Annotated in this window: 23 protein-coding genes; 10 read left to right on the top strand and 13 right to left on the bottom strand. The window is 70.6% G+C overall.

Features of this window, described 5'->3' with window-relative positions; translation table 11 throughout:
* Positions 1-17: 17 nt before the first annotated feature.
* A complete protein-coding gene (locus ACFZB3_RS39040; protein WP_391385165.1) occupies positions 18-1,004 on the bottom strand; it encodes a helix-turn-helix domain-containing protein in 987 nt (328 codons plus the stop codon).
* Positions 1,005-1,111: 107 nt separating this feature from the next.
* On the opposite strand from ACFZB3_RS39040, the gene ACFZB3_RS39035 reads away from it, so the two are divergent.
* Positions 1,112-1,735 carry a Type 1 glutamine amidotransferase-like domain-containing protein gene (locus ACFZB3_RS39035; RefSeq protein ID WP_391385162.1) on the top strand — a complete coding sequence of 208 codons (624 nt, stop codon included), beginning with the start codon at positions 1,112-1,114 and terminating at the stop codon, positions 1,733-1,735.
* A 127-nt stretch (positions 1,736-1,862) separates the two neighbouring features.
* Here the strand turns inward: ACFZB3_RS39035 and ACFZB3_RS39030 are convergent, their stop codons facing one another.
* Both ACFZB3_RS39030 and ACFZB3_RS39025 read right to left on the bottom strand, forming a co-directional pair.
* On the bottom strand, positions 1,863-3,332 hold the full coding sequence (locus tag ACFZB3_RS39030; RefSeq protein ID WP_391385159.1) for an ATP-binding protein: 1,470 nt from the start codon (positions 3,330-3,332) through the stop codon (positions 1,863-1,865).
* Positions 3,319-3,999: a response regulator gene (locus tag ACFZB3_RS39025; protein WP_391385156.1), complete on the bottom strand. Its 681-nt coding sequence runs from the start codon at positions 3,997-3,999 to the stop codon at positions 3,319-3,321. The genes ACFZB3_RS39030 and ACFZB3_RS39025 overlap by 14 nt, the downstream gene beginning before the upstream one ends.
* A gap of 128 nt (positions 4,000-4,127) precedes the next feature.
* On the opposite strand from ACFZB3_RS39025, the gene ACFZB3_RS39020 reads away from it, so the two are divergent.
* The gene (locus ACFZB3_RS39020; protein ID WP_391385152.1) at positions 4,128-5,675 is read left to right on the top strand and encodes a hypothetical protein; all 1,548 of its coding nucleotides are present in this window, start codon (positions 4,128-4,130) and stop codon (positions 5,673-5,675) included.
* Here ACFZB3_RS39020 and ACFZB3_RS39015 read toward each other — a convergent pair.
* The gene (locus ACFZB3_RS39015) at positions 5,596-6,102 is read right to left on the bottom strand and encodes a hypothetical protein (RefSeq protein WP_391385149.1); all 507 of its coding nucleotides are present in this window, start codon (positions 6,100-6,102) and stop codon (positions 5,596-5,598) included. The two genes, ACFZB3_RS39020 and ACFZB3_RS39015, sit on opposite strands and share 80 nt — an antisense overlap.
* 59 nt (positions 6,103-6,161) lie before the next feature.
* Here ACFZB3_RS39015 and ACFZB3_RS39010 point away from each other — a divergent pair, with 59 nt between their 5' ends.
* Positions 6,162-6,653, top strand: a complete 492-nt coding sequence (locus tag ACFZB3_RS39010) for a hypothetical protein (protein WP_391385146.1) — start codon at positions 6,162-6,164, stop codon at positions 6,651-6,653.
* Positions 6,654-6,861: 208 nt separating this feature from the next.
* Positions 6,862-7,332 carry a pyridoxamine 5'-phosphate oxidase family protein gene (locus tag ACFZB3_RS39005; RefSeq protein ID WP_391385143.1) on the top strand — a complete coding sequence of 157 codons (471 nt, stop codon included), beginning with the start codon at positions 6,862-6,864 and terminating at the stop codon, positions 7,330-7,332.
* Between the two features lie 791 nt (positions 7,333-8,123).
* On the opposite strand, the gene ACFZB3_RS39000 is transcribed toward ACFZB3_RS39005, so the two are convergent.
* Both ACFZB3_RS39000 and ACFZB3_RS38995 read right to left on the bottom strand, forming a co-directional pair.
* On the bottom strand, positions 8,124-8,363 hold the full coding sequence (locus tag ACFZB3_RS39000; protein WP_391385140.1) for a DUF397 domain-containing protein: 240 nt from the start codon (positions 8,361-8,363) through the stop codon (positions 8,124-8,126).
* A complete protein-coding gene (locus ACFZB3_RS38995; RefSeq protein WP_391385138.1) occupies positions 8,360-9,181 on the bottom strand; it encodes a Scr1 family TA system antitoxin-like transcriptional regulator in 822 nt (273 codons plus the stop codon). The genes ACFZB3_RS39000 and ACFZB3_RS38995 overlap by 4 nt, the downstream gene beginning before the upstream one ends.
* 129 nt (positions 9,182-9,310) lie before the next feature.
* Between ACFZB3_RS38995 and ACFZB3_RS38990 the strand changes: the two genes are divergently transcribed.
* The gene (locus ACFZB3_RS38990) at positions 9,311-9,775 is read left to right on the top strand and encodes an ATP-binding protein (RefSeq protein ID WP_391385135.1); all 465 of its coding nucleotides are present in this window, start codon (positions 9,311-9,313) and stop codon (positions 9,773-9,775) included.
* A gap of 39 nt (positions 9,776-9,814) precedes the next feature.
* Here the strand turns inward: ACFZB3_RS38990 and ACFZB3_RS38985 are convergent, their stop codons facing one another.
* Positions 9,815-10,573, bottom strand: a complete 759-nt coding sequence (locus tag ACFZB3_RS38985; protein WP_391385132.1) for an intradiol ring-cleavage dioxygenase — start codon at positions 10,571-10,573, stop codon at positions 9,815-9,817.
* Positions 10,574-10,836: 263 nt separating this feature from the next.
* Between ACFZB3_RS38985 and ACFZB3_RS38980 the strand changes: the two genes are divergently transcribed.
* The 5 genes from ACFZB3_RS38980 to ACFZB3_RS38960 all read left to right on the top strand — a co-directional run bounded on the left by ACFZB3_RS38980 (position 10,837) and on the right by ACFZB3_RS38960 (position 17,635).
* Positions 10,837-12,063, top strand: a complete 1,227-nt coding sequence (locus ACFZB3_RS38980; RefSeq protein ID WP_391385129.1) for an acyl-CoA dehydrogenase family protein — start codon at positions 10,837-10,839, stop codon at positions 12,061-12,063.
* A 5-nt stretch (positions 12,064-12,068) separates the two neighbouring features.
* A complete protein-coding gene (locus tag ACFZB3_RS38975; protein WP_391385126.1) occupies positions 12,069-13,334 on the top strand; it encodes a CoA transferase in 1,266 nt (421 codons plus the stop codon).
* Between the two features lie 197 nt (positions 13,335-13,531).
* Positions 13,532-14,494 (top strand): sugar phosphate nucleotidyltransferase, encoded by a 963-nt coding sequence (locus ACFZB3_RS38970; RefSeq protein ID WP_391385124.1) that lies wholly within the window; start codon positions 13,532-13,534, stop codon positions 14,492-14,494.
* A 290-nt stretch (positions 14,495-14,784) separates the two neighbouring features.
* Complete coding sequence (locus ACFZB3_RS38965) at positions 14,785-15,963, top strand: 4-hydroxybenzoate 3-monooxygenase (protein WP_391385122.1); 1,179 nt, start codon at positions 14,785-14,787, stop codon at positions 15,961-15,963.
* Between the two features lie 61 nt (positions 15,964-16,024).
* Complete coding sequence (locus tag ACFZB3_RS38960; protein ID WP_391385119.1) at positions 16,025-17,635, top strand: methyltransferase; 1,611 nt, start codon at positions 16,025-16,027, stop codon at positions 17,633-17,635.
* Positions 17,636-17,787: 152 nt separating this feature from the next.
* On the opposite strand, the gene ACFZB3_RS38955 is transcribed toward ACFZB3_RS38960, so the two are convergent.
* From ACFZB3_RS38955 to ACFZB3_RS38930, 6 genes are all read right to left on the bottom strand, one after another.
* On the bottom strand, positions 17,788-19,437 hold the full coding sequence (locus ACFZB3_RS38955) for an aminotransferase class I/II-fold pyridoxal phosphate-dependent enzyme (protein WP_391385116.1): 1,650 nt from the start codon (positions 19,435-19,437) through the stop codon (positions 17,788-17,790).
* A gap of 195 nt (positions 19,438-19,632) precedes the next feature.
* A complete protein-coding gene (locus tag ACFZB3_RS38950) occupies positions 19,633-20,787 on the bottom strand; it encodes a galactose-1-epimerase (RefSeq protein ID WP_391385113.1) in 1,155 nt (384 codons plus the stop codon).
* Positions 20,788-20,839: 52 nt separating this feature from the next.
* Complete coding sequence (gene mmsB / locus ACFZB3_RS38945) at positions 20,840-22,084, bottom strand: multiple monosaccharide ABC transporter permease (protein WP_391385110.1); 1,245 nt, start codon at positions 22,082-22,084, stop codon at positions 20,840-20,842.
* The gene (gene mmsA / locus ACFZB3_RS38940; protein WP_391385106.1) at positions 22,081-23,643 is read right to left on the bottom strand and encodes a multiple monosaccharide ABC transporter ATP-binding protein; all 1,563 of its coding nucleotides are present in this window, start codon (positions 23,641-23,643) and stop codon (positions 22,081-22,083) included. The genes mmsB and mmsA overlap by 4 nt, the downstream gene beginning before the upstream one ends.
* 44 nt (positions 23,644-23,687) lie before the next feature.
* The gene (gene chvE / locus ACFZB3_RS38935; RefSeq protein ID WP_384050092.1) at positions 23,688-24,797 is read right to left on the bottom strand and encodes a multiple monosaccharide ABC transporter substrate-binding protein; all 1,110 of its coding nucleotides are present in this window, start codon (positions 24,795-24,797) and stop codon (positions 23,688-23,690) included.
* 134 nt (positions 24,798-24,931) lie between these two features.
* The gene (locus ACFZB3_RS38930) at positions 24,932-25,909 is read right to left on the bottom strand and encodes a hypothetical protein (RefSeq protein WP_391385104.1); all 978 of its coding nucleotides are present in this window, start codon (positions 25,907-25,909) and stop codon (positions 24,932-24,934) included.
* Positions 25,910-25,954 lie beyond the last annotated feature (45 nt).

Below are 25,954 nucleotides of genomic sequence, written 5' to 3'. Positions count from 1 at the left end.
GGGACGACCGGGCCCGCTCAGACCCTGTCGGCCGCCGTGGCCCGGAACGTGTTCCGGTAGGCCTGCGGGGAGACGCCGATCGCCGCGTGCAGGTGCTGCCGCAGCGACGTGCCCGTGGCGAAGCCGACCTCGGCGGCGATCCGGTCGACCGACAGCTCGCTCGTCTCCAGGAGGTCGCGGGCCCGCCGTACCCGCTGCTGGATCAGCCAGCGCCCGGGACTCGTCCCCGTCTCCTCCTGGAACCGGCGGGCGAAGGTGCGCCGGCTCATCCGGGCATGGTCGGCCAGCTCCCGCAGCGCGAGCGGCCGTTCCAGGTTCTCCAGGGCCCACGCCCGGGTGGCCGCCGTGCCCGTGGCGCCCTCGTCCGGCACCGGCAGCTCGATGTACTGTGCCTGGCCGCCGTCCCGCCACGGCGGTACGACACACTGCCGGGCCACGCTGTTGGCGACCGCGCTGCCGTGGTCGGAGCGCACGATGTGCAGGCACACGTCGACACCGGAGGCCGCCCCGGCCGAGGTCAGCACGTCGCCGTCGTCGATGAACAGCACGTCCGGATCCAGCGCCACCCGCGGGAACATCCGCCGGAACCGCGGCGCCAGCGCCCAGTGCGTCGTCGCCGGGCGCCCGTCGAGCATCCCGGCCGCCGCGAGCGCGAACGCCCCCGTGCAGATGGAGACGATCCGGGCCCCGGGCCGGATCCGCGCCAGCGCGGCGGCGACGGGCCCGGGCAGCTCCTCCGCGATCCGCGCCATGTCGTACGGCGGTACGACCACCGTGTCCGCACGCTCCAGCGCCTCGGGCCCGTGCCCGACGGTGATGGTGAAGTCGGCGTTGGTCGCCACCGTACGGTCCTCGCTCGCCGCGCAGGTCACCACGTCGTAGGCGCCGGGCACACAGGTGAAGACCCGGTTCGGGATCCCCAGCTCGAAGGGGTAGACCCCGTCGAGGGCGAGCACGACGACCCGGTGCGGGCGGGTGGGCAGGAAGTCGATGTCGGCGGACATGGCACGATTCTATCGCCTACGCACTATCCTGCCAGCGGACGGTGACCCTACCTCGCGGGGGCGTGATGAAGCTGCTGCTCACCGATTCCGGTGTCAGGAACGCAAGCATGACGGCGGCGCTGGTCGACCTCCTCGGCAAACCGGTCGCCGAGGCCGACGCCCTCTGCATCCCCACCGCCGGGTACGGCGGCCCGTACGGGGATCCGGCCGGCCCGTGGCGCTTCATCAGCGGACAGTCGCCCAGCCCCATGACCGGGCTGGGGTGGCGGTCGGTGGGCGTGCTGGAGCTCACCGCACTGCCCGGCATCGACAGGGAGCGCTGGGTCTCCTGGGTCCGGGCGGCCGACGCCCTGCTGGTGAACGGCGGCGACGCGCTGTACCTGTGCCACTGGATGCGGGAGTCCGGACTGGCCGACCTCCTCCCGTCACTCCCCGACACGGTCTACGTGGGCCTCAGCGCCGGGAGCATGGCGCTGACCCCCCGCGTAGGCGAGTTCTTCGTCGGCTGGGAACCGCCCGCCGGCGGCGACAGCGCGCTGGGAGTCGTCGACTTCTCCCTCTTCCCGCACCTGGGCAGCCCGGAGAACACCATGGCCGAGGCGGAACGGTGGGCCGCCGGGATGGACGGTCCGGCGTACGCCATCGACGCCCAGACCGCCATCAAGGTGACCGACGACGGCGTCGAGGTCGTCTCCGAGGGGAACTGGCGGCTGTTCGAACCGGGGGTGTGAACGCGGGATCTCGACCCGCGGCGCCGAGATCAGGACAGCCGTCGGGAGGACGTGTGTCCGGCCGGGGTCCGGCAGTTGATCAAGAACTGCGCACCCCGCTCGCCGATGACAACTGTCCGCATGCGCGTCATCTCCCGGCCGGCGCGGGGGCTTGGGGAAGGCAGAGCCGGAAGCACGCTCCGAGGGTCCGGGGGGTGAGGGTGAGGGTGCCTCCGTGGCGGTGGGCCAGGTCGCGGGCGATGGCGAGGCCCAGGCCGGTGCCGCCGTGGTCGCGGGAGCGGGCGTCGTCGAGCCGGACGAAGCGTTCGAAGATGCGCTCGGCGTCCTCGGCGGGCACGCCCGGTCCGTCGTCGTGCACCGTGAGGACGATCCAGGCGTCCTGGATGCGGACGGTGATCTGGATGCGGTGGGCGGCGTGCCGGGCGGCGTTGTCGACGAGGTTGCGCAGGAGCCGTTCGTATGCGTCGGGGTTCCCGTGTGCGTGTGCGGGGGCGGTGCTGTCGCAGGTGAGGGTCAACGGCCCGTCGGCGAGCGGGTATTGCTCGGTCAGCCGGGAGGCGAGGGCCGCCAGGTCGACGAGTTCGGGACCCGCTGGGGGAGTGCGGGTGTCGAGGCGGGCCAGGAGCAGCAGGTCTTCGGCGAGCGCCTGGAGGCGGCGGGTCTGGCGCGCGGCGGTGGTGGCCGCGGCGGGCCAGTCGGTGCGGTCCGGGTAGGCGAGCGCGACCTCCAGGCTGGCCAGCAGGGTGGTGAGGGGGCTGCGCAGTTCGTGGGCGGCGTCCGCGACGAAGCGGCGTTGCCGGGCGGCCGCGTCGTCGAGGCGTTGGAGGGTGGTGTTGATGGTGGTGGCCAGGGCGGTGATCTCGTGTCCCGTGGCGGGGACGGTGACGCGCTCGCGGGGGTCGTGCGCGGTGACCGAGGCGGTGAGGACGCGGATGGCCTCGACCGGCCGCAGCGCGACGCGGACGGCGAAGTAGGTGGCGGCGGCGATCAGTACGAGGCCGACGAGCCCGGCGCGCAGCAGCAGGTGGTCGGTGGTCGTGGCGATGGCCTCGGCGGTGTTGGGGAGCACCACCACGTAGACCCGCAGCGCGGCGTCGGCGGTGACGCCCAGAGCGGCGGCTTCGGCGCTGCTCAGTTCACCGGCCCGGATGTCGGCCGTGACGACCTGCTGGGTCCCGCCGGCCACGGAGAGCTTGTCACTGGGGTCGTAGTCGGGGTTCGCGGGCAGGCGGACGCTGGTGATGATCTCGGCCCGCAGGGCTTTCGGCGGGGCGGGCATCACGTGGTGGGTGCCGGGATCGAAGTCGTCCATGCCTCCGCCGTAGGCGACAGCGGTGCGCCGGCCGGTGGCGACGACCTCGTACGGCACGGTGCTGGTGGAGTCGGGGACGACACCCTGGCGCAACTGATCGCAGAGGGACCAGAGTTGTTCCTTCGCCTGGTCTTCGGCGATCTGCGTGCTCCGGTGGTAGAGATCGTGGTGCAGCCACCAGCCGATGCCGAGCAGGATGACGGCGGCGGTCAAGGCGGCGGCCAGCGCCGTGCGGGCCCGTACCGAACGCGGCCACCAGCGGCGTCGCGGCTCAGTCGCGGTCACGGTCGTCCACCAGCCGGTAGCCGGAACCCCGTACGGTCTGCAGGGACTGCCGGTCGAACGCGGCGTCCACCTTCTTGCGCAGCGCGCTGACGCGCGCCTCCACCAGGTTGGGATCCCATGCCTCGTCGGGCCACGCGTGATACAGCAGATCCGCTTTGGAGACCGCCTGGCCCGCCCGGCGGGCCAGCAGTTCGAGGACGGCGAACTCCCGGGGCGTGAGGTCCACCCGGGTCCCGGCCCGGCGGCAGACCCGGCCGGCGACGTCCAGCGAGAGGTCGCCCACGGCAAGGACGGGCGGGACGACCGTGGCGGCTCGTCTGACCAGGGCCCGCAGCCGTGCGACGAGCACCAGGTAGGAGAAGGGCTTGGCCAGGTAGTCGTCGGCCCCCGTGTCCAGGGCCTCGGCCTGGTCCCACTCCCCGTCCTTGGCGGTGAGTACCAGGATGGGGGTCGCGTTGCCCTCCCGGCGCAACTGGGCGCAGACCTTGTAGCCGTTGAGTCCGGGCAGCATCAAGTCCAGTACGACCAGGGCGTATTCACCGGTCCGGGCCATCCACAGTCCCTGCCTGCCGTCATGGGCGAGGTCCACGCTGTAGCCCTCGGCGGTCAGACCGGTGTGCAGGGTCCGGGCCAGGTCCACCTCGTCTTCGACCACCAGGATGCGCATGCGGTGCAGCCTCGCACAGCGCCGGCCCGCCTTCCTGATCGGCCGGTCAGGTCGGGTCAGCGTCCGGTCAACGAGGTCCCGGCACGGTGACGGAGTTCCCTCGCCCCTGCTGAAAGGCCCTGTCACCGATGTCCGTTGCCGCACGCGTCCCCACCGTGGCCAGGGCGGAATCCCCTCCCGTACCCGCCCGTCGGCCGTCACCGAGCCCGGCCCGAGTCGTCGTCATCGCACCCCTGTCGCTGACCCTCGCTCTCGGGCTCTGGGGCATCCGCAGGCAGAACACCATGTGGGGGGACGAGTCCGTCACCTTTCAACTCGCGCACCGCGATCTTTCGCAGATATGGCACACTGCCCAGCACGTCGATCTGGTCCATGCCCTCTACTACGCCGTGATGCACGAGATCTTCGGTCTCCTCGGCGGCGGGCTGCTGACGCTGCGGCTGCCGTCCGTGCTGGCGATGTCCCTGGCGGCGAGCGGAGTCGGGCTGCTGGGGCTGCGCCTGGCGGGACCCCGTGCCGGGCTGCTGGCCGGGCTGGTGTTCGCGCTCCTTCCCCAGGTGCAGAAGTACGCCCAGGAAGGCCGCTCGTACGCCATGGTCTGCGCCCTGGTCACCTGGGCCACGTATGCGCTCGTGACCGGCGTCCCGCATCGCGCCCGGTGGCGGTGGGCGGTCTACGGCTCCACCATGCTGCTGGCCTGTCTGCTCCATGAGTTCGCGGTCCTCGCCCTGGTCGCACACGGCGTCACCCTGGTCGTCTCCCGTGTTCCACGACCGGTCCTGAAGGCGTGGAGCGCGGCTGCCGCGGGCGTCGTGGCCGGGCTGTTGCCGCTGGCGATCCGCAGTGCGGGGCAGTCGGAGCAGGTGTCCTGGATCAGCGGACCGGTGCGGCTTGGCTATTTCCTGGTAGCGGCGGTCGTGGGCGTGCTGTGTGCCCGAGTGCCCCTGGGGACGAGGGGGCCCGTGCGGCTTTCCGCGCTGGCCGTGCCGATTCTCGTGCTCCCCGGCCTGCTGCTGCTCATCGCCTCACTGGCCAAGCCCCTTTTCGTCGACCGGTACGTGCTCTACGGCAACATCGGGATCGCCCTGCTGCTGGGCGCCTGGCTGGATCACTTCCACCGGCGGCAGCGGTCTTCCCGCACCGAGTGGATCGCGGCGGTCGCCGTACTGGCCGCGCTCGTCCCGACGAGCGTTTCGCTGCGGACGCCACAGAGCCGGAGCAATGACGTCACCGCCATCGCCGCCGCCGTACGCGAGGATGGCCGCCCCGGCGACGGGCTGCTCTATCTCCCCGGCCAGCACCGGGCCTGGACCGCGGCCAACCCCGAGGACACCCGTTCTCTGACCGATCTCGCCCTGGCACAGGACCCCGTTTCGTCGGACACACTCGCAGGCGTCGAGCTTCCCGCCCGGGCCATCGCGGCACGCATGCTGGAATTCGACCGGATCGTCGTGGTCCGCGCCCCGGCGGGTGCGCACGCGCCGACCGACCCGCGGGAGGAGGCGAAGACAAGCACCCTGCGGCGCCACTTCCGCGCGTACCGGACAACCCGTGTCAACGGGGCGCGAGTCACCGTCTACGTCCGGGACGGCCGTTTCAGAGAGGCTTGCCCAGGCGGATCCGGGTGTCGCAGCCGAGATCCTGGTGGTGTGTGGCGGAGCCCTGCCGGTACGTGAAGCGGCAGTCGGTCAGGTCCCCGTGCACGGCTGCGGTCACCTTGACCCGGGCCTCGTAGTAGAGGTCCGACTGGCTGTGCGCCGCGACCCGGATCGGACCGGTCCTGACGTCGTCCGTGGCGGTGACAGGTGACGACCCGATGAGGTAACCGCCGGAGCCGGCACTGTCCTCCACCCGGTAACCCGTGACGCGCAGCCCGGCCGGCACATGGACGATCTCCGCGTCGAGGACGGTGAGAGGCTTCCCCGTTTTGTTCGACAACGGCGGCATGGCCACCCAGTACTCGTCGCCGACCTGGGCGTGGTCGTACCCGGCGACACCGGCCGCTTGCGAACTGCCGTCCAGGGCCGTGTCCCCGCCACCGGAGCACGAGGTGAGGAGGCCGACCGTCAGGAGGGCGAACAGGGCCCGTCTTCGATGTCTCATGCGGCGATCATCGCACCGCCGACGTGGGTGATGATGGGCAGGTGGCAAGGGGGGAAGCAGTGCTTGATCCGGTCCGGTACGCACGGGCGCTCGGCGGTGCCTTCGCGCTCCTCGCCGCCTTGTCCGGGTGCGCGGGGAACGCGGTACCGTGCGCCGGTGTCGGTGTGGTGGCCCACGTCGACGTGCTCCTCGCGCAGGACGGCTACGACGGTCTCGCCGGCGCCTCCGTCCGACTCTGCGCGCACGACAGGTGCGTCGAGGACCGGATACCGGCCGAGGACGTCACGAGCGTCAGCCTGCCGCTGCCGGACGACATCGGCCCCGACCTCGGCACGGTCCGCTTCCAGGTCACCCGCAAGGGCAGCACGAAGCCCCTCATCGACGCGTCCGCCGACAAGAGGCTCAGCCACCAGTCCGACGGCTGTGGCGGCGGCGCCTACAACGGGGCACTCGCCTTCACCAAGGAGGACGGCCTCACCGCCACGATTCCCAAGGCCGTGTCGGACGCCTGGGCCAAGCAGATCAGGACGGCCGCTTCCCGGCGTGCGTGAGGAAGCCGGCCCACGCGGTGGGGGGAGAGGGGCAACTGGGGCCCGCTTGCACCTCGACGAGGACGGCCGGATCAGCTCCGTCACGGTCTTCCTGGACCGGGCACCCGAGGGGTTCGACCCCGCGGCGCACAACTGGACCGGCCCTACGCCTCGCGCCCTAGTCCCGCCGCCGGATGTGACCGGGAGCGTCCCGGCATAGCCTCGCCGCATGGCATCAGTTGACTCTCGCCCAGGCGAACCCCGAAGCCAGGAGCAGCGCAAGCGCGAGGCCCTGGAGCGGCTCGCGCGGGACAACGACGTATGGGTCGCCACGGCCGACGGCACCGGTGAGCCGTGCCTCGTTCCGCTCGCCTTCTGGTGGGACGGCGAGAGCGTGTGGCTGGCCACCCGCGACACCAACCCGACCGGGCGCAACCTCCGCGCCTCGGGCCGGGTCCGGCTCTCCTTCGGCCATACCCGGGACGTGGTCCTGGTCCACGGCACCGCGCGCATGCTGACCCGCGAGGAGCTGCCGGCCGGGGTGGGCGACGCCTTCGCCGCCAAGGACGGCTGGGACCCGCGCGAGGACCACCCGTCGTACGTCTTCTTCCAGGTCACCCCACAGGTGCTGCAAGCATGGGGAACGGTACCGGAGTTGGCCGGCCGGACCCTGATGCGCGACGGGGAGTGGCTGGTCTAGCAGTTCACCCGGAGGCCCGCCGGTGCGCACGCCCGTTGGAGAAGGACCGTGGGGCCACCCGCTTCTCCGGCCAGTGTCGTGCTTCCGCGCACCGAGTAAAGGGCGCTGCGCGTCGCCTTCGGCGATGGGCCTACGGCCCACCCTTGACTAGGCGCGCTCCAGCACGGGAGAGAAGCGTGCGGGCGGCCGGAGAGGAACGGGGGGCCGACCGGGGTGTTCCCACCCGTAGGCCAAGTACGCACCGGGGCAGGGGACGCGACTGCGCCTCGCCAGCACGCCGGGCGGGCATAGCGGCGAACGGCCGGTGGGGGAGGGGCGGGCGGCGGATGATCGGTGATTCGGAGGATTCGTGCCATCCGCGGCCCGATCCATCCCCGCTTCACCTGGCAAACCTCAACTGGCGAGCATCCCCTGCCTGGCACATTTCCTCCAATCACCGCTCCGGAAGGTGCGGGAGGGGGTGGGGCCGGTGCGGAGCTGATGGCTCCGGCCTCGGCTCTGGCCAGGGTCGTCGGCCACCCCCACCCACCACCGGCCGTTCGCCGCTTGGCCGTCCCGGCGTGCTGGCGAGGCGCGGTCGCGCCCCTTCACGCCGGATGCGTGCGCAGCCGACCGTGGGGCCTGTCTGCCTGAGCCGGCCACTTTCTTCGGGCTGCCCGCTCGCTTCTACCCCGTGCCGGAGCGAGCTGTGTCAAGGGTGGGCCGCAGGCCCATCGCCGCAGGCGACGCGCAGCGCCCTTGACTCGGGTCGCGGAGGCACGACCATGAAGGAGAAGCGGGCGGCCCCACGGTCACTTTCCGGCGTGCGTGAGGAAGTTGGCCCAGGCGGCGGGGGAGAGGGCGAGCTGGGGGCCCCGGCGGTTCTTGGAGTCGCGGATGTGGATGGTGGTGAGGCAGGGGGCGACCTCGACGCAGTCGCCGTCGCTTCCGCTGTAGCTCGACTTGTGCCAGGAGAGGGCGACTTCGATGCAGTTGTCGCCGGATCCGCTGCTGTAGCTGCTCTTGAACCAGGCCAAGCCGGACATGCTCATAGGTCCCCTCGCATCCGTTGCAGCAGGCTCACGGAGTCCTGGATGGTGAGAGCCTGTGAACGAATCCTGGCATACCTGCCCTGCAGCACGCTGACCACTTGCGGGTTGGCGATCATCTGGCCGTTCTCCTGCCCTTCGCTGTAGCCGAACCACTTGTGTTCGGGAGTCTCCAGCAGGGCGATTGGCCCGTGCAGCCCGGCGTGTGACCTCTGAATCAGCGGCATGACCTGGATCTCGATGTTCCGCAACTGGGCCATTTCCAGCAGGCGTTCGATGACCTTGCGCGTCACCTCCGCTCCGCCGGTCTGGCGCAGGAGTGCGTGCTCTTCCAGGATGAAGCTGAAGGCGGTGTTCGGCCGTTCCCGCAGCTGGAGTTGCCGTTCGGCTCGTGCCGTCCAACTGACCTCGATCTGCTCGTCGGACAGCGGGGGAAGCTCGTCGGTAAATAGCTGCCGGGCGTAAGCCTCTGTCTGCAACAGCCCCGGGACCATCCTGCACTCGTAGTTGAACAGGCTGATCGCAGACTTCTCCATCCGCGCCCACCGCCGAAACCAAGCCGCCAACCCCGGCTGCCGGGCCACATGCCCCGCCGCCCGCCGTAAGGCCCCCGTGTTGCCCAGGGCCTCCTCCGCCGCCTCCACGAAGGACTCGTCCGGCATGCGGCGGCCCAGCTCCACCGACGCCACCGTGTGTTTCGAGAACCGCACCCGTTCGCCGAACTCCTCCCTGCTCAGCCCCGCGTGTTCGCGCAGGGCCTGGACCACCGCCCCGAAGGTCCGCAGACTGTCCGACGACTCCGGCTCCGCTCCATCGCCCACGTAGGCCACCTCCCGACCTCATGGTGACGGCGAGTCACCGGTACGGTCCAGTCCGTGACCGTGTACGCGGGACCGGCGTACGCGGCTCTCACCTGGAGAACTGCTGGTGCCGGGCGGGATATTGGCGGCATGGACGCTCCCCCCACCACCGTCACCGTCAGTCGAACACTCGCCCAGCGGCTCAGTGGCACCCCGCGGGGTGCCCGGCTCGCGCGGCATCTCGCCGTTGCCCAACTCCACGCGTGGGGTGGCCGGTTCGCGGCGGCGGAGGTGATCGACAGGGTGGAGGTGATCGTCGCCGAGCTGGCTGCCAACGCCGTGACGCACGGGCGCGTGCCCGGGCGGGACTTCGAGCTGCGGCTCTCGGTGGTGACGGGGAGCGTGCGGGTCGAGGTCACCGACACCCGGGCCGAACGGCGGCCGCCCGGCCCCCGGGACGTACGGCCGAGTGGACCGCTGGACGCCGGTGGGCGCGGGCTCGTGCTCGTGGCCGCGCTGGCCGATCGGTGGGAGGTGCTGGAACGGGACTGCGACGGCGCACCGGGCAAGACCGTACGGGCCGAGGTGGACCTGCCGCTTCGTCGCAGACCCTGAGCGGGCCCCGGGGGAGGTGCCCCCGGGGCCCGGGCGTCGTCAGGTGGAGACGCCCAGGGTGAGCGTGCCGGTGTAGCCGGCGGTGGTGGAGCCGGTGACGGTCATGAGGCCGGACGTGGCGCCCCCGTCGTCGTAGATCGAGTCCTGCGCGAGGGTGGTGCGGGTGGTCGTGTTGGTCGAGTAGGGCGAGACCTTGGCGACCGCCGTGGTGATGGTCTCGTTGATGAAGAGCTGGCCGGTGTGCACGGTCGTACCGCCGGTGAAGGAGCCGTTGGACGTCAGGGTGACGCCGGTGTGGACCTTCACGTGGATGTGGATGCAGCGGCCCCGGTACCAGCCCGGGTAGATGGTGGTGATGTTGGCGACGCCGCTGGAGTTGGTGAGGACGCCGCCGCGCAGGAAGGTGCCGTCGTCGGCCTCGCTGTGGCCGTTGTTGCCGACGTAGCCGGAGTACTCGCCGAGCGCGTCGGTGTGCCAGACCTCGACGAGGGCGTTGGGGATGACGGTGCAGGCGGAGTTGACGACGGTGAGGGCCAGCTTGAGGGAGATGCCGGCCTTGCCCTCGGTGATGTCGGTGCGGACCAGCGCGCCGTCGAGGTAGTAGGGGCCCTCGGTCAGTTCCTCCGTGAGGGTGCAGACCGCCGCCGCGGCGGCCGGCTGGAGGGCGGGGGCGGCGGCTGCCGCGGGGGCCTCGGTCGAGAGCGCTGCGCCTACGGCCAGGGCAGCGGCGGTCGTCCCGGTGGCGACGAGTACGGTACGGCGCCCGACGGAGCGGGCGTCATCTGAGGTGTCTGTCATGGACACGGCACCGTAGGAACGGCACCTGAAGGCCAGCTGTCAGTTTCGCAAAGTGGGCAGCCGTCAAGTCCGGAGTTGAGACAGCCGAATCGGCCGCAGTGTTCGGCATCGCGGACAATGTGTGGGCAAAGGGGCCATTAGGGTAGTTCGCCGCGACCAGGGCACCCCTTGACCGGCGAGGGCTCGCGGGAATCGGCGCGGGATCCGGGTCTAATCGCGGCGGAGAACCGAGCCTTGTCCCGCAGTGCTGGAGGAACATTTCCATGGGTGCCACCCCGCTCCTGCCGACGCCGTCCGGTCCCTACCTGGGCAAAGGGCTGCTCCCCGCCGACTTCTATTCCTTCGAGGAACTGCTGACGGACAGCGAGCGGGAGAAGATCGAGCGCGTCCGCGAATTCCTCGCCACGCAGGCGGCTCCCCTCGTCGACGACTACTGGGCCCGGGCCGAGTTCCCCTTTCAGCTGGTGGCGGGATTCGGCGGGCTCGGGCTCGTGGACTGGGCGGACCCGGACTCGGCGGAATCCAAGCCGAGCAATCTCCTCTCGGGATTCCTCGCGCTGGAATTCGCGCACGCCGACGCGTCCTTGGCGACCTTCTCCGGCGTGCACACCGGGCTCGCCATGGGCTCGATCCTCGCCTGCGGCTCCGAGGAGCAGAAGCGGCGGTGGCTGCCGGCGATGAGCCGCTTCGAGAAGATCGGAGCCTTCGGGCTGACCGAGCCGCACGGCGGTTCCGACGTGGCCGGCGGCCTGCGGACGACCGCGCGCCGGGACGGCGACGGCTGGGTCCTCGACGGGGCCAAGCGGTGGATCGGCAACGCGACCTTCGCCGACCTGGTCGTGATCTGGGCACGGGACACCGAGACCAACCACGTGCTGGGCTTCGTCGTGGAGAAGGACACCCCCGGGTTCACCGCGACGAAGATCGAGAACAAGATGGCGCTGCGGATCGTGCAGAACGCCGACATCGTGCTCGACGGCTGCCGCGTTCCGGAGGCCAACCGGCTGCAGAACGCGAACTCGTTCAAGGACACCGCGGGCATCCTGCGCCAGACGCGCAGCGGGGTGGCCTGGCAGGCCGTGGGGACGATGTTCGGCGCCTACGAGATCGCGTTGCAGTACGCGAAGGAGCGCGAGCAGTTCGGGCGGCCCATCGGAGGCTTCCAGCTCGTCCAGGACCTGCTGGTGAAGATGCTCGGCAACGCCACGGCCTCGTGCGGGATGGTGACGCGCCTGGCCCAGCTGCAGGACGCCGGGATCTTCAAGGACGAGCACTCTGCCCTGGCGAAGGCGTACTGCACCGTGCGGATGCGGGAGAGCGTCGGGTGGGCCCGGGAGCTGCTGGCCGGCAACGGCATCATCCTCGACTACAAGGTCGGCCGCTTCGTCGCCGACGCCGAGGCCCTCTACTCGTACGAGGGCACGCGGGAGATCCAGACCCTGATCGTGGGACGCGCCGTCACCGACGGCCTCAGCGCCTTCGTGAAGTGACGGCGATGGCCACCGAATCCGTGAACCCCGAATCCTCGGCCGTCGAATCCGTCTTCACCGGCCTGAAGGTCCTCGACGCGTCCTCGTTCATCGCCGCACCGGCCGCGGCCACCGTGCTCTCCGACTTCGGAGCGGACGTCATCAAGATCGAGCCGCCGGGGACCGGCGACCCCCAGCGGCGGCTGAGTTCCGTGCCGCCCAGTCCGCAGGCGGAGGCGAACTACAGCTGGCACCTCGCCAACCGCAACAAGCGCGGCATGGCGCTGGACCTGAAGTCGCCGGCGGCCGTCGAGGTCCTCAAGCGGCTCGTCGAGTGGGCCGACGTGGTCATCACCAACTTCCCGCACGGCACGCGCGAGAAGCTGCACCTCGGCTACGAGGAGGTCTCGTGCTGGAACCCGAGGGTCGTCTACGCCGACCTCACCGGCTTCGGGGACAGCGGCCCCGACGCCCGGCAGCCGGGCTTCGACCTGACCGCCTACTGGTCGCGCAGCGGCCTGCTGGCCTCCACCCGCGACGCGGGCGCCCCGCCGACCGTGCCGGTCTGGGGCAGCGGCGACTACACGACGGCGATCGCCGTCTACGCGGCGATCACGACCGCGCTCTACCGCCGCGAGCGGACGGGGCAGGGGGCCGACGTCGGGACGTCACTGCTCGCCGCGGGCGTCTGGGCCACCGGCACCCTGGTGGCCGCCGCCCTCGCCGACGGCACACCCTTCGAGCTGCACGACCGGAAGGCACCGGCGAACCCGCTGAACAACCCCTACCGGACCGCGGACGGCGAGTGGCTGATGCTGGTCGCCTCACCCGCGCGCTGGCAGGGGCTGGCACGCGCCGTCGGACACCCCGAACTGCTCGACGATCCCCGGTTCTCCGGACTGGAGGGCCTGGTCGAGCACTCCACCGAGCTGGCCGAGCTGCTCGACACCGCGTTCCGCTCGCGGCCCTTCGCCCACTGGAAGGAGGCGCTGGACCGGGAACGCATCACGTACAGCCTCATCCAGACACCGGAAGAGGCCGCGCGGGACCCGCAGTTGCGGGAGAACGGCATCGTCGTGCCGCTGGCCGGAGTCAGCGGGCTGGCGGAGACCGTCGGCAGCCCGGTCAACCTCCGAGGGGTGCCGAAGGTGCCGGCGAGACGGGCGCCGGAGCTGGGCGAGCACAACGACGAGATCCTCGCCGAGCTGGGATTCGGCCCCGCGGAGATCGCCGGACTGCACGCCACGGGAGCGGTCCCCGAAGCCCCGGGAGCGGAGCCGCCGCCGCGCTGAGCACGGCCGGGGCGGGGGCGCGGGCCGGAACGTCCGCCCCCGCTCCGTCTCCTCTCCGCCCCCGCTCCGTCTCTTCATCTCCGCTTCGCCCGGAAATCATCCGGGCGAAGCGGTCCGGCCGGTCGGCGTTCTCCGGGTGGCACAGGGGCCGTTGGTAGCGTCCTCGTATCCCGTGCCGTTCGACCGAGAGAGACCTGATGTCCCCGACGATCCGCAGGGCCGTGATCCCCGCCGCCGGACTGGGCTCCCGCCTGCTGCCCCTGACCAAGGCCACGCCGAAGGAGATGCTCCCCGTCGGTGACAAGCCGGTGATCGAGCACACCGTGCGGGAGCTGGTGGACTCCGGGATCACCGACATCACCATCGTCGTCTCGGGCGGGAAGAGCCTGATCCAGGACCACTTCCGGCCCAACCCCGCGCTCGTCGAGCAGCTGCGCCACGACGGGAAGACCGCCTACGCGGACGCCGTCGAGGAGGTCGCCGAGCTCGCCCGCAAGGGGCACATCACCTACCTCGACCAGTACGGCCCGTACGGCAACGGCACGCCCGTGCTGAACGCCGCCCGCTCCTTCGGCGACGAGCCCGTCCTCGTGCTCTGGCCCGACGACGTGTTCGTCGCCGAGGTGCCCCGCGCCCAGCAGCTGATCCGCGCCTACGAGCAGACCGGCTGCCCGGTGCTGGCCCTGCTCCCGATGGACCCCGCCGACTCCCAGCGCTACGGCGTGCCCATCGTCAAAGAGGATCTTGGCGACGGCCAGTTGCGCATCACCGGCCTGGTGGAGAAGCCCGCGCCGGCCGACGCGCCGTCGCCGTACGCGGCCATCGGCGGCTACGTCGTCACCCCCGGCATCATCGACGAACTGCGCGAGCAGACCCGCCGCTGGTACGAACACCGCACCGGCGAGGTGTACCTGACCGACGCCATCAACGCCTACGCCAGCAGCCGGGCCGTGTACGGGCAGGTCATCCAGGGCCGTTGGTACGACACCGGCAACCCGGCCGACTACCTGGTCGCGCAGATGGCCTTCGCCCTCGCCCACCCCGAGTACGGGCCCGTGCTGCGCGGTCTGGTCAGCAAGCTCGACGAGAGCGAGAGCGCGGGCGAAAGCGTGGGTGGGAGCGTGGGCGAGGTGCTGGGGGACGTGCAGCGTACGGTATGATCGTTACAGAGCTGGTCGCCGTAACTCGCGGTGGCTGGTGCTGCGTTGGTGGTCCAAGGAAAGACGCCCCGCTTCCTGCGGGGAAATGCAGGTGCAAGGCCTGCCCGGCGCTCGATCCGGTGCCCGTTCGCATTCGATGCGGACGGGCACCGTGCCGTTTCCCCCTGCCTCTTGGCAGCTCTCGTCACCCCAGGCAACCCTTTAGGGGTAATTAGTCCGCTTCTTCCCCTTATGTAAGGGATGCGGCTGATATGAACCTTCTGGACAGAGGGCAACTCCAGGGGCGGGGAATGACAACAGCACAGGTCGGTGTAGTGATCCTCGGCGCCGGCCCGGCAGGGCTCGTACTGGGGAACCTGCTGCTGGACCGCGGCATCGACTGCGTGATCCTGGAGCGGCGCGACCGCGCCGCGGTGGAGGGCAGGGCCCGGGCCGGATTCCTCGCGGCCCACTCCGTGCGCGTGCTGACGGAACACGGCCTGGCAGCCGGCCTGCTGGCCCGCGGAAAGACCCACACCACCTGCCTGTTCCGCAGCGACCGCGGCGAATTCACCCTGGACTACGGCAAGTTGGGCCTCGGTGAGCCGCACACCGTCTACCCGCAGCAGGAACTCGTACGGGACCTGATCGCCGAGTACCTGCGGCGCGGCGGGGAGATCCGGTTCGGCGCCGAGGCGGCGGAAGTGGCCGAGGAGGCCCCGGCGGCCCGGGTACGGGTGCGGGTGCACGGCGGCGCGGACGTCACCGGGCGGTACGTCGCCGGCTGCGACGGGCACCGGGGGACCGGCCGCCCCGCACTGACGGCCCGCGGCACCCGGACCGCCCGCCGCGACCACGGGGTCTCCTGGCTGGCCGTGCTGGTCGCGGCCCCGCCCAGCCTGGAAGCCGTCGGATACGCCCTGCACGAGCGCGGGTTCGCCGGCCACATGGCACGGACGGACACCGTCACCCGGTACTACCTGCAGTGCCCGCGCGGCACCGCTCCCGCCGACTGGAGCGAGGACCGGATCTGGACGGAGCTGGCGACCCGGCTGCGGACCGCCGAGTTCGGGCCGCTGCGCGACGGCCCCGTCCTGGAGAAGGCGGTCGTCGACCTGCGCTCCGACGTCCTGGAGTCCCCGGGCACCGGACGGCTGTGGCTGGCCGGCGACGCCGCCGGACTCATCAGCCCCTCGGCGGCCAAGGGCGCCAATCTCGCCGTTCTCCAGGCCGAGTTGCTGGCCCGCGCCCTCGAAACGGCGCTGGCACACGGCGACGCAACCGGCCTCGCCCGGTACGCCGCCGACTGCCTGCCCCACGTCTGGCGGGCCCACGAGTTCTCGCACTGGATGAGCGGCCTGCTGCACGGCCCGGCCGGCCAGGACGACGAGGCCCGCTACGGGCGTGCGCTGCAGTACGCCCGCCTGGAGAGCCTGCGCACCTCCCGCGCCCACCAGGACTTCTTCGCCGAGAACTACACCGGCATCTGACCCCCGGGGCCGGCCCGGCCGTCCCCGGTTCTCCCTGCCCCACGATCATCGGGAACACTTCATGAACCTCTCCGTCGTACAGGCATGTCTGACGGAAACCGACCTGGACCGGATCCGGCGCGCGGCCGACCACGTCCGCGACCACGACACGGACCAGGTCCTCGCCGGGCTGCTGCCCGGTCTGACGGCCGACGAGCGGGCCGACGCCGCCCGCCACCTCGGCTACGACCACACCGCCGTACTGGTCTTCCCGGCCTCCCTGGACGGGCTCCGCGACGAACTGCGGAGCGCCGGCCTCGACCCGGGCCCCGTCACCCCGAGCGTGGTGGTGCGCGGGCGGCTGGCCCGGCGTTACGGCGCGGCCGTCGCCGACGGCGCGGTCGGGATCGTGCACGTGCCGGTGGCCGGGCGGACCGTGGAGATCTTCGCGCTGCCCGTGCCGCCCGGCTCCCCGCTGGAGACGGTCGCCGCCGACGAGCGGGCCAACGGCCACGAGTCGCACCACGCCTTCGCCGTGACGGCGCCGGGCCGGGTGATCCCCGCCGGACTGCGCACCCTGCTGACGGAACGCGGCGGCGCGGTCCCGGACGGCGGCGGCTACAACAACCACGAGAACGTCACCGTCCTCTACTTCCGCACCACCGGCCACCGCCGCTTCGAACTCCGCCTCCCCGGCCGCCAGGAACCCCTCCCCGACCCCACCCTCGCCCTCCTCCGCGTCATGACCGGCGCCTGGGCCACCCAGGCCGTCCGCACCATGGCCGAACTGGGCATCGCCGACCACCTCGCCGCCCGCCCCGCCCTGGACACCACCACCCTCGCCACCCTCACCGGCACCGACCCCGACGCCCTGCACCGCCTCCTGCGCTACCTCGCCACCCTGGGCCTGCTCACCTCGTCCCCCGACGGCACCCACCACCTCACCGCTCTCGGCGAACCCCTGCGCACGAGCACGGACCACTCCCTGCACCCCCTCGCACTGCTCTACGGCGGCCCGTTCTACGACTCCTTCGCCGGGCTCCCGTACGCCGTCAGCACTGGGAAGGAAGCTTTCGCCCACCGCCACGGCGAGCACCACTTCCGCTACTTCGCCGCCCGCCCCGAACTCGGCGACCTCTTCCACCGGTCGATGGCGGCGAGCGCGGAGATGTTCACACCGGTACCGGACCTCGTCGACTTCTCCGCCGCCCGCCGCGTGGTCGACGTCGGCGGCGGCAACGGCGCCCTGCTCGGCCGCGTCCTCCGCGCCCACGGCCACCTGGAGGGGGTGCTGCTGGAACGCCCGGAGGCAGAGGAGGCGGCCCGGTCGGAACTGGCCGACGTGACGGGCCGCTACTCCTTCGTCGCCGGGGACTTCACGGAGTCCGTCCCCTCCGGCGGCGACATCTATCTGCTGTCCCGCGTCCTGCACGACTGGGACGACGAACGCTGCCTGACCATCCTGCGCCGCTGCGCGGAGGCGATGCGCGCGGGCGCCGAACTCCTCGTCGTGGAACGCCTGCTGCCCAGCGACACGGCCGCGGCCTGGGACATCCACATGCTGTGCAACGTGGGCGGCAGAGAGAGGGAGCAGGCCCACTACGGGCGCCTGCTGGAGCAGGCAGGCCTCAGGCAGCTGACCTGCCACACGTTGCCTCTGGGAGCGTCGCTTCTGCACGCCGTGCGAGGCTGACCGCTCCGCCTGCGGGCCGGTGGGGGCTGGTCGCGCAGTTCCCCGCGCCCCTTACGGGGCGTCAGGCCAGGCGGCCCTGAAAGGGGCGCGGGGAACTGCGCGACCAGCCACGGCGGCGCCGCACCCGGCAACGCGCCCACCGCCTACGGCGACTAACCGGCCTGCCCCATGCCCGCCGCGTTCGGCCAGCTCTGGGCGTTCGGCCAGCCGGTGGCCGGGGCGGGGGCCAGGTTCGGGACCGGCGGGGCGGGCGCCGTCATGCCTCGGACCTGCGCCGCCGTCAGGCCGCCGCGCGCCGGCACCCCGGGCGGCGTGGGCCCGGCCGGCATGGGCGCGGGCGCCGGGGCCGGAGCGGGGGCCTGCATCTGCATGGGCATCGGGGCCGGAGCGGGCGCCGGGGCCATCGGCATGGTCATCACCGGTGCCATCATCGGCTGCTGCTGGGGCTGCTGCATCTGCATGGCTGCCGCCGGCATCGGCATCCCGACGCCGCCCTGCTGCGCGGCGACGGGGAGCGGCATGCCGACGCCGGCGGCGGGAGCGGCGGCGAGTCCCGGAACGGGCCCCGCGCCGACGGCCTGCGCGAGCTGGATGCCCGCCCCGTTGGTCTCGCTCACCAGCCGGTCCACCGCCGCCGTACCCGAGCTGTAGCTGGTCCCATTGCCCAGCTCGGGCACGGCGGCTCCCCTCCTGGTCCCGTAGAGCACCTGTTCCATGGCGGACACCAGGCGACGCACGTCCACCTCGGGGCGCACCACGAGACGCAGGAAGCGGCTGGAAGACCCGATCTTGTTGCCGCACTCGCGGACCAGGATCCGGTGCTCGGTGAGCATCCGGTCCCGCACCACGGTGCCCTCGGCGCCGACGGGAAGGCGCACGAAGAGGAAGTTCCCCTGCGAGGGGTAGACCGTCAGGCCGGGCAGGGTGGCGAGCTGGCTGGCCATCTCCAGGCGGTCCTTGCGGACCTGGAGCAGGCTCTGCGCGTACTCGGCGCCGTGCTCCTTGAGCATGAAGACGACGTACTCGGCGAACGCGTTGAGGTTCCACTTGGGCAGCATCGAGCGGACCTTGCCGGCCAGGGCGGGGTTGGCGACCATGTAGCCGAACCGGATGCCGTGCAGGCCGAAGTTCTTGCCGAGGCTGCGCAGCACGATGACGTTCGGCCGGAGCATCGCCTCCTGGACGACGCTGGGCTCGGCCTCGGCGTCGGCGAACTCCAGGAACGACTCGTCGATGACGACCAGGTCCAGGTCGGCCATGGCGTCCATGAACTGCACCAGCGCCTGCTTGTGCAGGAAGCCGCCGTCGGGGTTGTTGGGGTTGCAGATGACGGCGACCCTGGTGCCCCGCTTGCGGATGAACTCGGCGTACTGCGCGAGGTCGAGCGCGAAGCCGTTGGACTCCTGGAGCGGGAACATGTCGACGCGCTTGCCGGTCTCCATCGGCTGGTCGGTCCAGCGGCCGAAGGTGGGGACGGGGATGGCGAGGGACTCGCGGACCAGCAGGTGGTCGATCCAGGTGATCAGCTCGGTGGAGCCGTTGCCCATGGCCACGGCCTGCGGCGGGAGCTGGAGGAGCTGGCACAGCTCGGCGGTGATGGTGTCGGCGCTGCTCGGGTAGAAGGTGATGATGTCCTTCAGCCGGGCCGCCATCGTTTCCATCATGGCCGGGGTGGGGAAGTAGGGGTTACAGGGGATGCAGAAGTCGACTGGGCCGGTTCCGTCGCCTCCCTCGCGTGCCAGCGCCGCCATCGACGGGCTGTGAGCGCCGCTGCGGAACAACGAGGTGACGTTGCCGGCCATTTAACCTCCGTATGAGGCGGGCCCGATGGGGACGTCCGGGCCCGTCGTCTTGGGCGGCCCGCGCGGGGGAGCACGGGCCGCCCTTGAGTACGGGGACGGGAGCGGCGCTGTTCAACCCGTGTGAAAAAAGTGTGAGTTTACGTTTCTTCCCCGACGTGGGCGTGACCAGCCCCTTACCGGCCACGCCCACGCGTCTCAGGCGTCGAACGTGTGGACCGTCCGCGTCCGGTAGACCTGCCCCGGCCGGAGCACCGTCGACGGGAAATTGGCGTGGTTCGGCGAGTCGGGGAAGTGCTGTGTCTCCAGGCACAGCGCGTCACCCTGCCGGTAGGTCCGACCGCCCGTCCCCGTCAGCGTGCCGTCGAGGAAGTTGCCGGAGTAGAACTGCAGCCCCGGCTGGTCGGTGGCGATCTTCAGCGTGCGGCCGGAGCGCGGGTCGCGCAGCGTGGCCACGTGCTCGGGCTTCGCGGTGATGCCCTTGTCCAGGGCCCAGTTGTGGTCGAAGCCCTTGGCCTGCACCTGCTGGACGTGCCCGGCGCGGATGTCCCGCCCGATCGTCTTCGTCTCGCGGAAGTCGAACGGGGTGCCGCGGACGGTGGCCAGCTCACCGGTGGGGATCAGCCCGGAGTCCGTCGGCGTGTACTTGCCCGCGGCGATGGTCAGCTCGTGGTCCTCGATGGTCCCGCTGCCCTCGCCGGCCAGGTTCCAGTAGACGTGGCTGGTGAGGTTGACCACCGTGGCCTTGTCGGTGGTGGCCTCGTAGTCGATGATCCACTCGCCGCGCCTGGTGAGGGTGTACGTCACCTTCACCTTGAGCGTGCCGGGGTAGCCCATCTCGCCGTCGACGCTGGTGTAGTGCAGGTGCAGCCCGACGTCCGAGCCCTTCACGAACGGCTCGACGTCCCAGACGTGCTTGTCGAAGCCCTGGGTGCCGCCGTGCAGGCTGTTCACGCCGTCGTTGACGGAGAGCTGGTAGCTCTTGCCGTCGAGGGTGAACTGGCCCTTGGCGATGCGGTTGCCGTAGCGGCCGATCAGGGCGCCGAAGTACGGGGTCTTGGCGACGTAGTCGTCGATGTTGTCGAAGCCCAGGGAGACGTTGGCGTAGTGGCCTCGGCGGTCCGGGATCTCCAGGGTCTGGACGACGCCGCCCCAGTTGAGGACCTTCAGCCGGGTGCCGCCGTTCTCCAGCGACCAGCGGTAGATCTTCGTGCCGTCGGCGAGTTTCCCGAAGGACTCCTTCACCGGCTTCCTGCCTCCCGAGGCGGCCTCGGCGGTGCCTGTGCCGAGGGTGGTGGCGGCGATACCCGCCGCCGCGGCTCCTGCGATGACCGTGCGTCTGTTCAGTTCCATGTGCGGCTCCCACAAAGGTGGGGCCCCGCCTTCCGGCGGGGCCCGAGCTGACTTACGAACCGGACTTGCGCTTGTTCCACACGTCGAAGCCGACCGCCGCGAGGAGGGCGAGGCCCTTGATGACCTGTTGCCAGTCGGTGCCGACGCTGAGGAGGTTCATGCCGTTGTTCAGCACGCCGAGGACGAGGCCGCCGATGATGGCACCGAGGATGGTGCCGACACCGCCGCTCATGGAGGCGCCGCCGATGAACGAGGAGGCGATCGCCTCCAGTTCGAAGCCGTCGCCAGCCTTCGGCGAGGCCGCGTTCAGCCGGGCCGCTACCACCAGGCCGGCCAGGGCCGCGAGCACGCCCATGTTCAGGAAGACGTAGAAGGAGACCTTCTTGTCCTTGACGCCGGACAGCTTGGCCGCCGGCAGGTTGCCGCCGATCGCGTAGATGTGCCGGCCGAAGACCGCGTTGCGCATCACGTAGCCGTAGCCGACGACCAGCGCGCCCAGGACGATCAGGATGATCGGCGCACCCTTGTAGCTGGCGAGCAGCATGGTCAGGACGAGGATCGCGGCGACCAGTGCGGTCAGCTTCAGCAGGAAGAGCCGGGTGGGCGGCACCTCCAGGGCGAACTCCTGCTGGCGGCGCCGGTCCCGGAACTCCTGCCAGACCACGGCGGCGATCAGCACGATCCCCAGCAGCAGCGTGATGTTGTGGTAGTTGGTGTCCGGGCCCACCTCGGGGAGGAAGCCGTTGCCGAGGTTCTGCAGCCCGTTCGGGAACGGGCCGATCGTCTGGCCCTGGAGCAGGATCTCGGTGAGGCCGCGGAAGAGCAGCATCCCGGCGAGGGTGACGATGAACGACGGTATGCCGAGATAGGCGATCAGGAACCCTTGGAGGGAGCCGGCCACCGCGCCCATCAGCAGGCAGAGGATCAGCGCGACCGGCCACGGCACGCCGTGGTTGACCGTCAGGACGGCCGCGAAGGCGCCCACGAACGCGGTCAGCGAGCCGACCGACAGGTCGATGTGCCCGGCGATGATCACCATCATCATGCCGATGGCCAGGATCAGGATGTAGCTGTTCTGCAGGACCAGGTTGGAGACGTTGCGCGGCAGCAGCAGGTCGCCGTCGGTCCACACCGCGAACAGGGCGACGATCAGGCCGAGCGCGATCAGCATGCCGTACTGGCGCATGTTGCGGCGCAGCCCGTCCAGGACCAGCCGGAGCAGGTTCCCGTCGGCGGCCGATCCGCTCCCGCCCGGCGGCGCGGGCGCCGGGCTCTTGGCGGTGACATCCGTGCTCATCGCGTTACCTCTTTGTCCTTCGCCTTGTCTTTCGTCATATGGCGCATCAGCACTTCCTGCGTGGCCTCGGCCCGGGGCACCTCACCGGTCAGGCGGCCCGCGGCCATGGTGTAGATGCGGTCGCACATGCCGAGCAGTTCGGGCAGTTCGGAGGAGATGAAGACGACCGCCTTGCCCTGGGCGGCGAGCTGGTCGATGACCGTGTAGATCTCGTACTTGGCGCCGACGTCGATGCCGCGGGTCGGCTCGTCGAGGATCAGCACGTCCGGGCCCGCGAAGATCCACTTGCTGAGGACGACCTTCTGCTGGTTGCCGCCCGACAGCTTGCCCACCGGTTCGAAGACCGTCGGCGCCTTGATGTTCATGGACGTGCGGTAGCCCTCGGAGACCTGCCGCTCCTCGTGCTCGTCCACGATCCCGCGCCGCGCGACCTTGTTCAGCGCGGTCAGCGAGATGTTGCGGTTGATGGTGTCGATGAGGTTGAGGCCGTAGTGCTTGCGGTCCTCGGTGACGTACGCGATGCCGTGTCCGACCGCCTCGGCGACCGACTTGGTACGGATCTCCGTGCCGTCCTTGCGGACCGTGCCGCCGGCGTAGCGGCCGTAGGTCCGCCCGAAGACGCTCATCGCGAGTTCGGTGCGGCCGGCGCCCATCAGCCCCGCGATGCCGACGATCTCGCCGCGCCGGACGTGGATCGACACGTCGTCGACGACCTTGCGCTCCTGGTCGATCGGGTGCCGCACGGTCCAGTTGCGGATCTCCAGGGCCGGCGCCGCGTCCTTCTCGCCCTCGTAGGAGGTGCGTTCGGGGAAGCGGTGGTCGAGGTCGCGGCCGACCATGCCGGCGATGATCCGCTCCTCCGTGGTCTCCTTCGACTTCACGTCGAGGGTCTCGATGGAGTGGCCGTCCCGGATGATCGTCACCGAGTCGGCGACCTTGCGGATCTCGTTGAGCTTGTGCGAGATGATGATCGAGGTGATGCCCTGGTTCTTCAGCTCCAGGATGAGATCGAGGAGTTTGCCGCTGTCCTCGTCGTTCAGCGCCGCCGTCGGCTCGTCCAGGATGAGCAGCTTCACCTTCTTCGACAGCGCCTTGGCGATCTCCACCAGCTGCTGCTTGCCCACGCCGATGTCGGTGACGCGGGTCTCCGGGTGGTCGTCCAGACCCACCCGGCGCAGCAGTTCGGTGGCGTGCCGCAGGGTCTCCCGCCAGTCGATGAACCCGCCCCTGGCGTGTTCGTTGCCGAGGAAGATGTTCTCCGCCAGCGAGAGGTACGGCGACAGCGCCAGCTCCTGGTGGATGATGACGATGCCGCGCTGCTCGCTCGCCCGGATGTCACCGAACTTGCACAGCTCGCCCTCGAAGAGGATGTCCCCCTCGTAACTGCCGTGCGGGTGGACGCCGGAGAGGACCTTCATCAGGGTCGACTTGCCGGCGCCGTTCTCCCCGCAGATGGCGTGGACCTCGCCCTGGCGGACGGTCAGCGTGACGTCCGACAGCGCCTTGACGCCGGGAAAGGTCTTGACGATCGAGCGCATTTCCAGGACGGGTCCCGCCATGGTCGTGCCTTCCAATCAGTAGGACAACTAGTGGGGGACCGGGATCACTTGAGCTCGGCGTCGGTGTAGTAGCCGCCCTTGACGAGGACTTCCTCGTAGTTGGACTTGTCGACGCTCACCGGCTGCAGCAGGTATGCCGGGACGACCTTGGAGCCGTTGTCGTACGTCTTGGTGTCGTTCGTCTCCGGCGTCTTCTTGTTCAGGACGTCGTCGACCATGGTCGCGGCGACCTTGGCGAGCTGCCGGGTGTCCTTGTAGACGGTCTGCGTCTGCTCGCCCGCGATGATCGACTTCACCGAGGCCAGCTCGGCGTCCTGGCCGGTGATGACGGGCAGCGGCTGGCTGCCGGAGCCGTAGCCGTCCGACTTCAGCGCGGCGATGATGCCGATCGAGATGCCGTCGTACGGCGAGAGCACCGCGTCGACCTTGGCGGACTTGTAGGAGGAGGTGAGGATGTCCTCCATCCGCGACTGGGCGGTCGCGCCGTCCCAGCGCAGGGTGGTGACCTTGTTCAGCGCGGTCTGGCCGGACTTGACCACCAGCTGCTTCTTGTCGATGTACGGCTGGAGCACGCTCATCGCGCCCTGGAAGAAGTACTTGGTGTTGTTGTCGTCGTTGGAGCCGGCGAACAGCTCGATGTTGAACGGGCCCTTCTTGCCGCTGTCCAGGCCCAGCTTGTGCACGATGTACGTGCCCTGCTCGACACCGACCTTCGTGTTGTCGAAGGACGCGTAGTAGTCGACGTTCTTGGTGCCGAGGATCAGCCGGTCGTAGGCGATGACCGGGATGTTGGCGTCCGCGGCCTCCTGGAGCACGTTGTTCAGGGACTTGTTGTCGATGGCCGCGATGATCAGGCCCTTGACGCCCTGCGTGATCAGGTTCTCGATCTGCGAGACCTGCTGGTCCGGGTCGTCCTCGCCGTAGACCAGCTTGGTCTTGTAGCCCTTGGACTCCAGGTCCTTGACGACGTTCTTGCCGTCCGCGATCCAACGCTCGGAGGACTTGGTCGGCATCGCGATGCCGATCGTGCCGCCCTTGGCACTGCCCCCCTCCTCCTTGCTGCCGCCCTCACTGCTCTGCCCGCACGCGGACAGCGTCAGAGCGAGCGAGGCGGCCCCGGCTATGAGGGTGAGGGCGCTTCTACGAGTGCGCATGGTGATCGTCCCTGTTCTTCTCGTCGTTGAGATGCGTAAGGCAAGGTTTTGAAGCGCCCCGAGGGGCAGCGCCCCGTAAGGGGCGCGGGGGACTGCGCGACCAGCCACCGACGTCCCGCAGTCCCCGACGTTCATCAGGCGGAACCCTCGACGGGGAACCGGTGCAGAGAACCCGGCAGCCGAGACCCCAGCGGAGCCATGTCCCCGTCCGCCCCGTGCCGGGCGAGCAGGTCCAGCGCGAGCCGCCCCCTCCGCACCCGCTCCCGCGCGGTGTCCAGGGTCACGTCCCGCAGATGCGTGCCCCACGGGTAGATGCCGGGCGCCTTGGACAGCCCGAACTTCAGGTAGATCGGCGCACCGCGCCGGATCAGCTCGGCGACCTCGTACATCCGGATGTAGCCGCCGAGGTCGTCGGGAGCCTCGATGTACATGTCCATGGGGGTGCCGGACACCCGGCGGATCTCGGTGAGGTGATCGAGCGTCAGGTCGCTCGGCACGTTGATGGAGTCGGCGCCGAGGTGCTCGAAGACGGAGTACGAGGCCGGGTTGACGGGACCGACCAGCGCCGAGACCTTCAGGGTCGTGTCGGCCGGGATGATCCCCGCCTGCCGGGCCCGGTGCAGCGTCCACAGCACGCCCTCGTCGGCGACCAGCAGGCACTTGACGCCCAGCTCCGTCGCCCGGACCGCGTCCTCGACGCACCCGGCGACCGCGTCGTGGCCGCGGGCACGCAGTCCGGCCCCCCGCGAGTCGGAGCGCACCGAGCCGCCGATGTCCCAGGTGCCGCGCGGCCCGGTGAACAGGCAGAGCTCGATGTCCCGTTCGTTCGTCGCGTCGACCATCTCGGTGATCTCGGCGTCGGTGAGCATCCACACGCCGCTGCCCTGGCTGATCCGGTGGATCGGCACGTCCAGCCGCGAGGACTCCTTGAGGACGACGGCCAGCGCCTCGGGACCCTCGCAGGAGGGGATCTCGGTGCGCCACTTGCCGCCGCCCGGGAAGCTGTGGGCGGAGGCGTCGGCGGGATCGAGGGCGGGCGCGCCCAGGCCGAGGGCGGCGAGCGCCTGCTCACCGGGTCGGCGGGCCGCCGTAACGGAAGCGTCGGTCGTCACAAGCTGTCCTTCGTGTTCGGTATTTCGGACAAGGTTCGCGGCTCG

The organism is Streptomyces sp. NPDC008092 (assembly GCF_042957285.1).
Lineage (GTDB): Bacteria > Actinomycetota > Actinomycetes > Streptomycetales > Streptomycetaceae > Streptomyces.
The sequence above is the reverse complement of the archived record's forward strand: the minus strand, read 5'-3'. Positions and strand labels throughout refer to the sequence as shown.

Bases quoted from the DNA above. Each gene is read 5' to 3' on its own strand.
- ACFZB3_RS38985 (WP_391385132.1), bottom strand. From the start codon at position 10,573: ATGACAGACACCTCAGATGACGCCCGCTCCGTCGGGCGCCGTACCGTA.
- ACFZB3_RS38955 (WP_391385116.1), bottom strand. From the start codon at position 19,437: ATGGCCGGCAACGTCACCTCGTTGTTCCGCAGCGGCGCTCACAGCCCG.
- ACFZB3_RS39015 (WP_391385149.1), bottom strand. From the start codon at position 6,102: ATGAGACATCGAAGACGGGCCCTGTTCGCCCTCCTGACGGTCGGCCTC.
- ACFZB3_RS39035 (WP_391385162.1), top strand. From the start codon at position 1,112: ATGACGGCGGCGCTGGTCGACCTCCTCGGCAAACCGGTCGCCGAGGCC.
- ACFZB3_RS38990 (WP_391385135.1), top strand. From the start codon at position 9,311: ATGGACGCTCCCCCCACCACCGTCACCGTCAGTCGAACACTCGCCCAG.
- chvE (WP_384050092.1), bottom strand. From the start codon at position 24,797: ATGCGCACTCGTAGAAGCGCCCTCACCCTCATAGCCGGGGCCGCCTCG.
- ACFZB3_RS38980 (WP_391385129.1), top strand. From the start codon at position 10,837: ATGGGTGCCACCCCGCTCCTGCCGACGCCGTCCGGTCCCTACCTGGGC.
- ACFZB3_RS38960 (WP_391385119.1), top strand. From the start codon at position 16,025: ATGAACCTCTCCGTCGTACAGGCATGTCTGACGGAAACCGACCTGGAC.
- ACFZB3_RS39005 (WP_391385143.1), top strand. From the start codon at position 6,862: ATGGCATCAGTTGACTCTCGCCCAGGCGAACCCCGAAGCCAGGAGCAG.
- ACFZB3_RS38965 (WP_391385122.1), top strand. From the start codon at position 14,785: ATGACAACAGCACAGGTCGGTGTAGTGATCCTCGGCGCCGGCCCGGCA.
- mmsB (WP_391385110.1), bottom strand. From the start codon at position 22,084: ATGAGCACGGATGTCACCGCCAAGAGCCCGGCGCCCGCGCCGCCGGGC.
- ACFZB3_RS38950 (WP_391385113.1), bottom strand. From the start codon at position 20,787: ATGGAACTGAACAGACGCACGGTCATCGCAGGAGCCGCGGCGGCGGGT.
- ACFZB3_RS38970 (WP_391385124.1), top strand. From the start codon at position 13,532: ATGTCCCCGACGATCCGCAGGGCCGTGATCCCCGCCGCCGGACTGGGC.
- ACFZB3_RS38975 (WP_391385126.1), top strand. From the start codon at position 12,069: ATGGCCACCGAATCCGTGAACCCCGAATCCTCGGCCGTCGAATCCGTC.
- ACFZB3_RS39000 (WP_391385140.1), bottom strand. From the start codon at position 8,363: ATGAGCATGTCCGGCTTGGCCTGGTTCAAGAGCAGCTACAGCAGCGGA.
- ACFZB3_RS39020 (WP_391385152.1), top strand. From the start codon at position 4,128: ATGTCCGTTGCCGCACGCGTCCCCACCGTGGCCAGGGCGGAATCCCCT.
- ACFZB3_RS39025 (WP_391385156.1), bottom strand. From the start codon at position 3,999: ATGCGCATCCTGGTGGTCGAAGACGAGGTGGACCTGGCCCGGACCCTG.
- mmsA (WP_391385106.1), bottom strand. From the start codon at position 23,643: ATGGCGGGACCCGTCCTGGAAATGCGCTCGATCGTCAAGACCTTTCCC.
- ACFZB3_RS39040 (WP_391385165.1), bottom strand. From the start codon at position 1,004: ATGTCCGCCGACATCGACTTCCTGCCCACCCGCCCGCACCGGGTCGTC.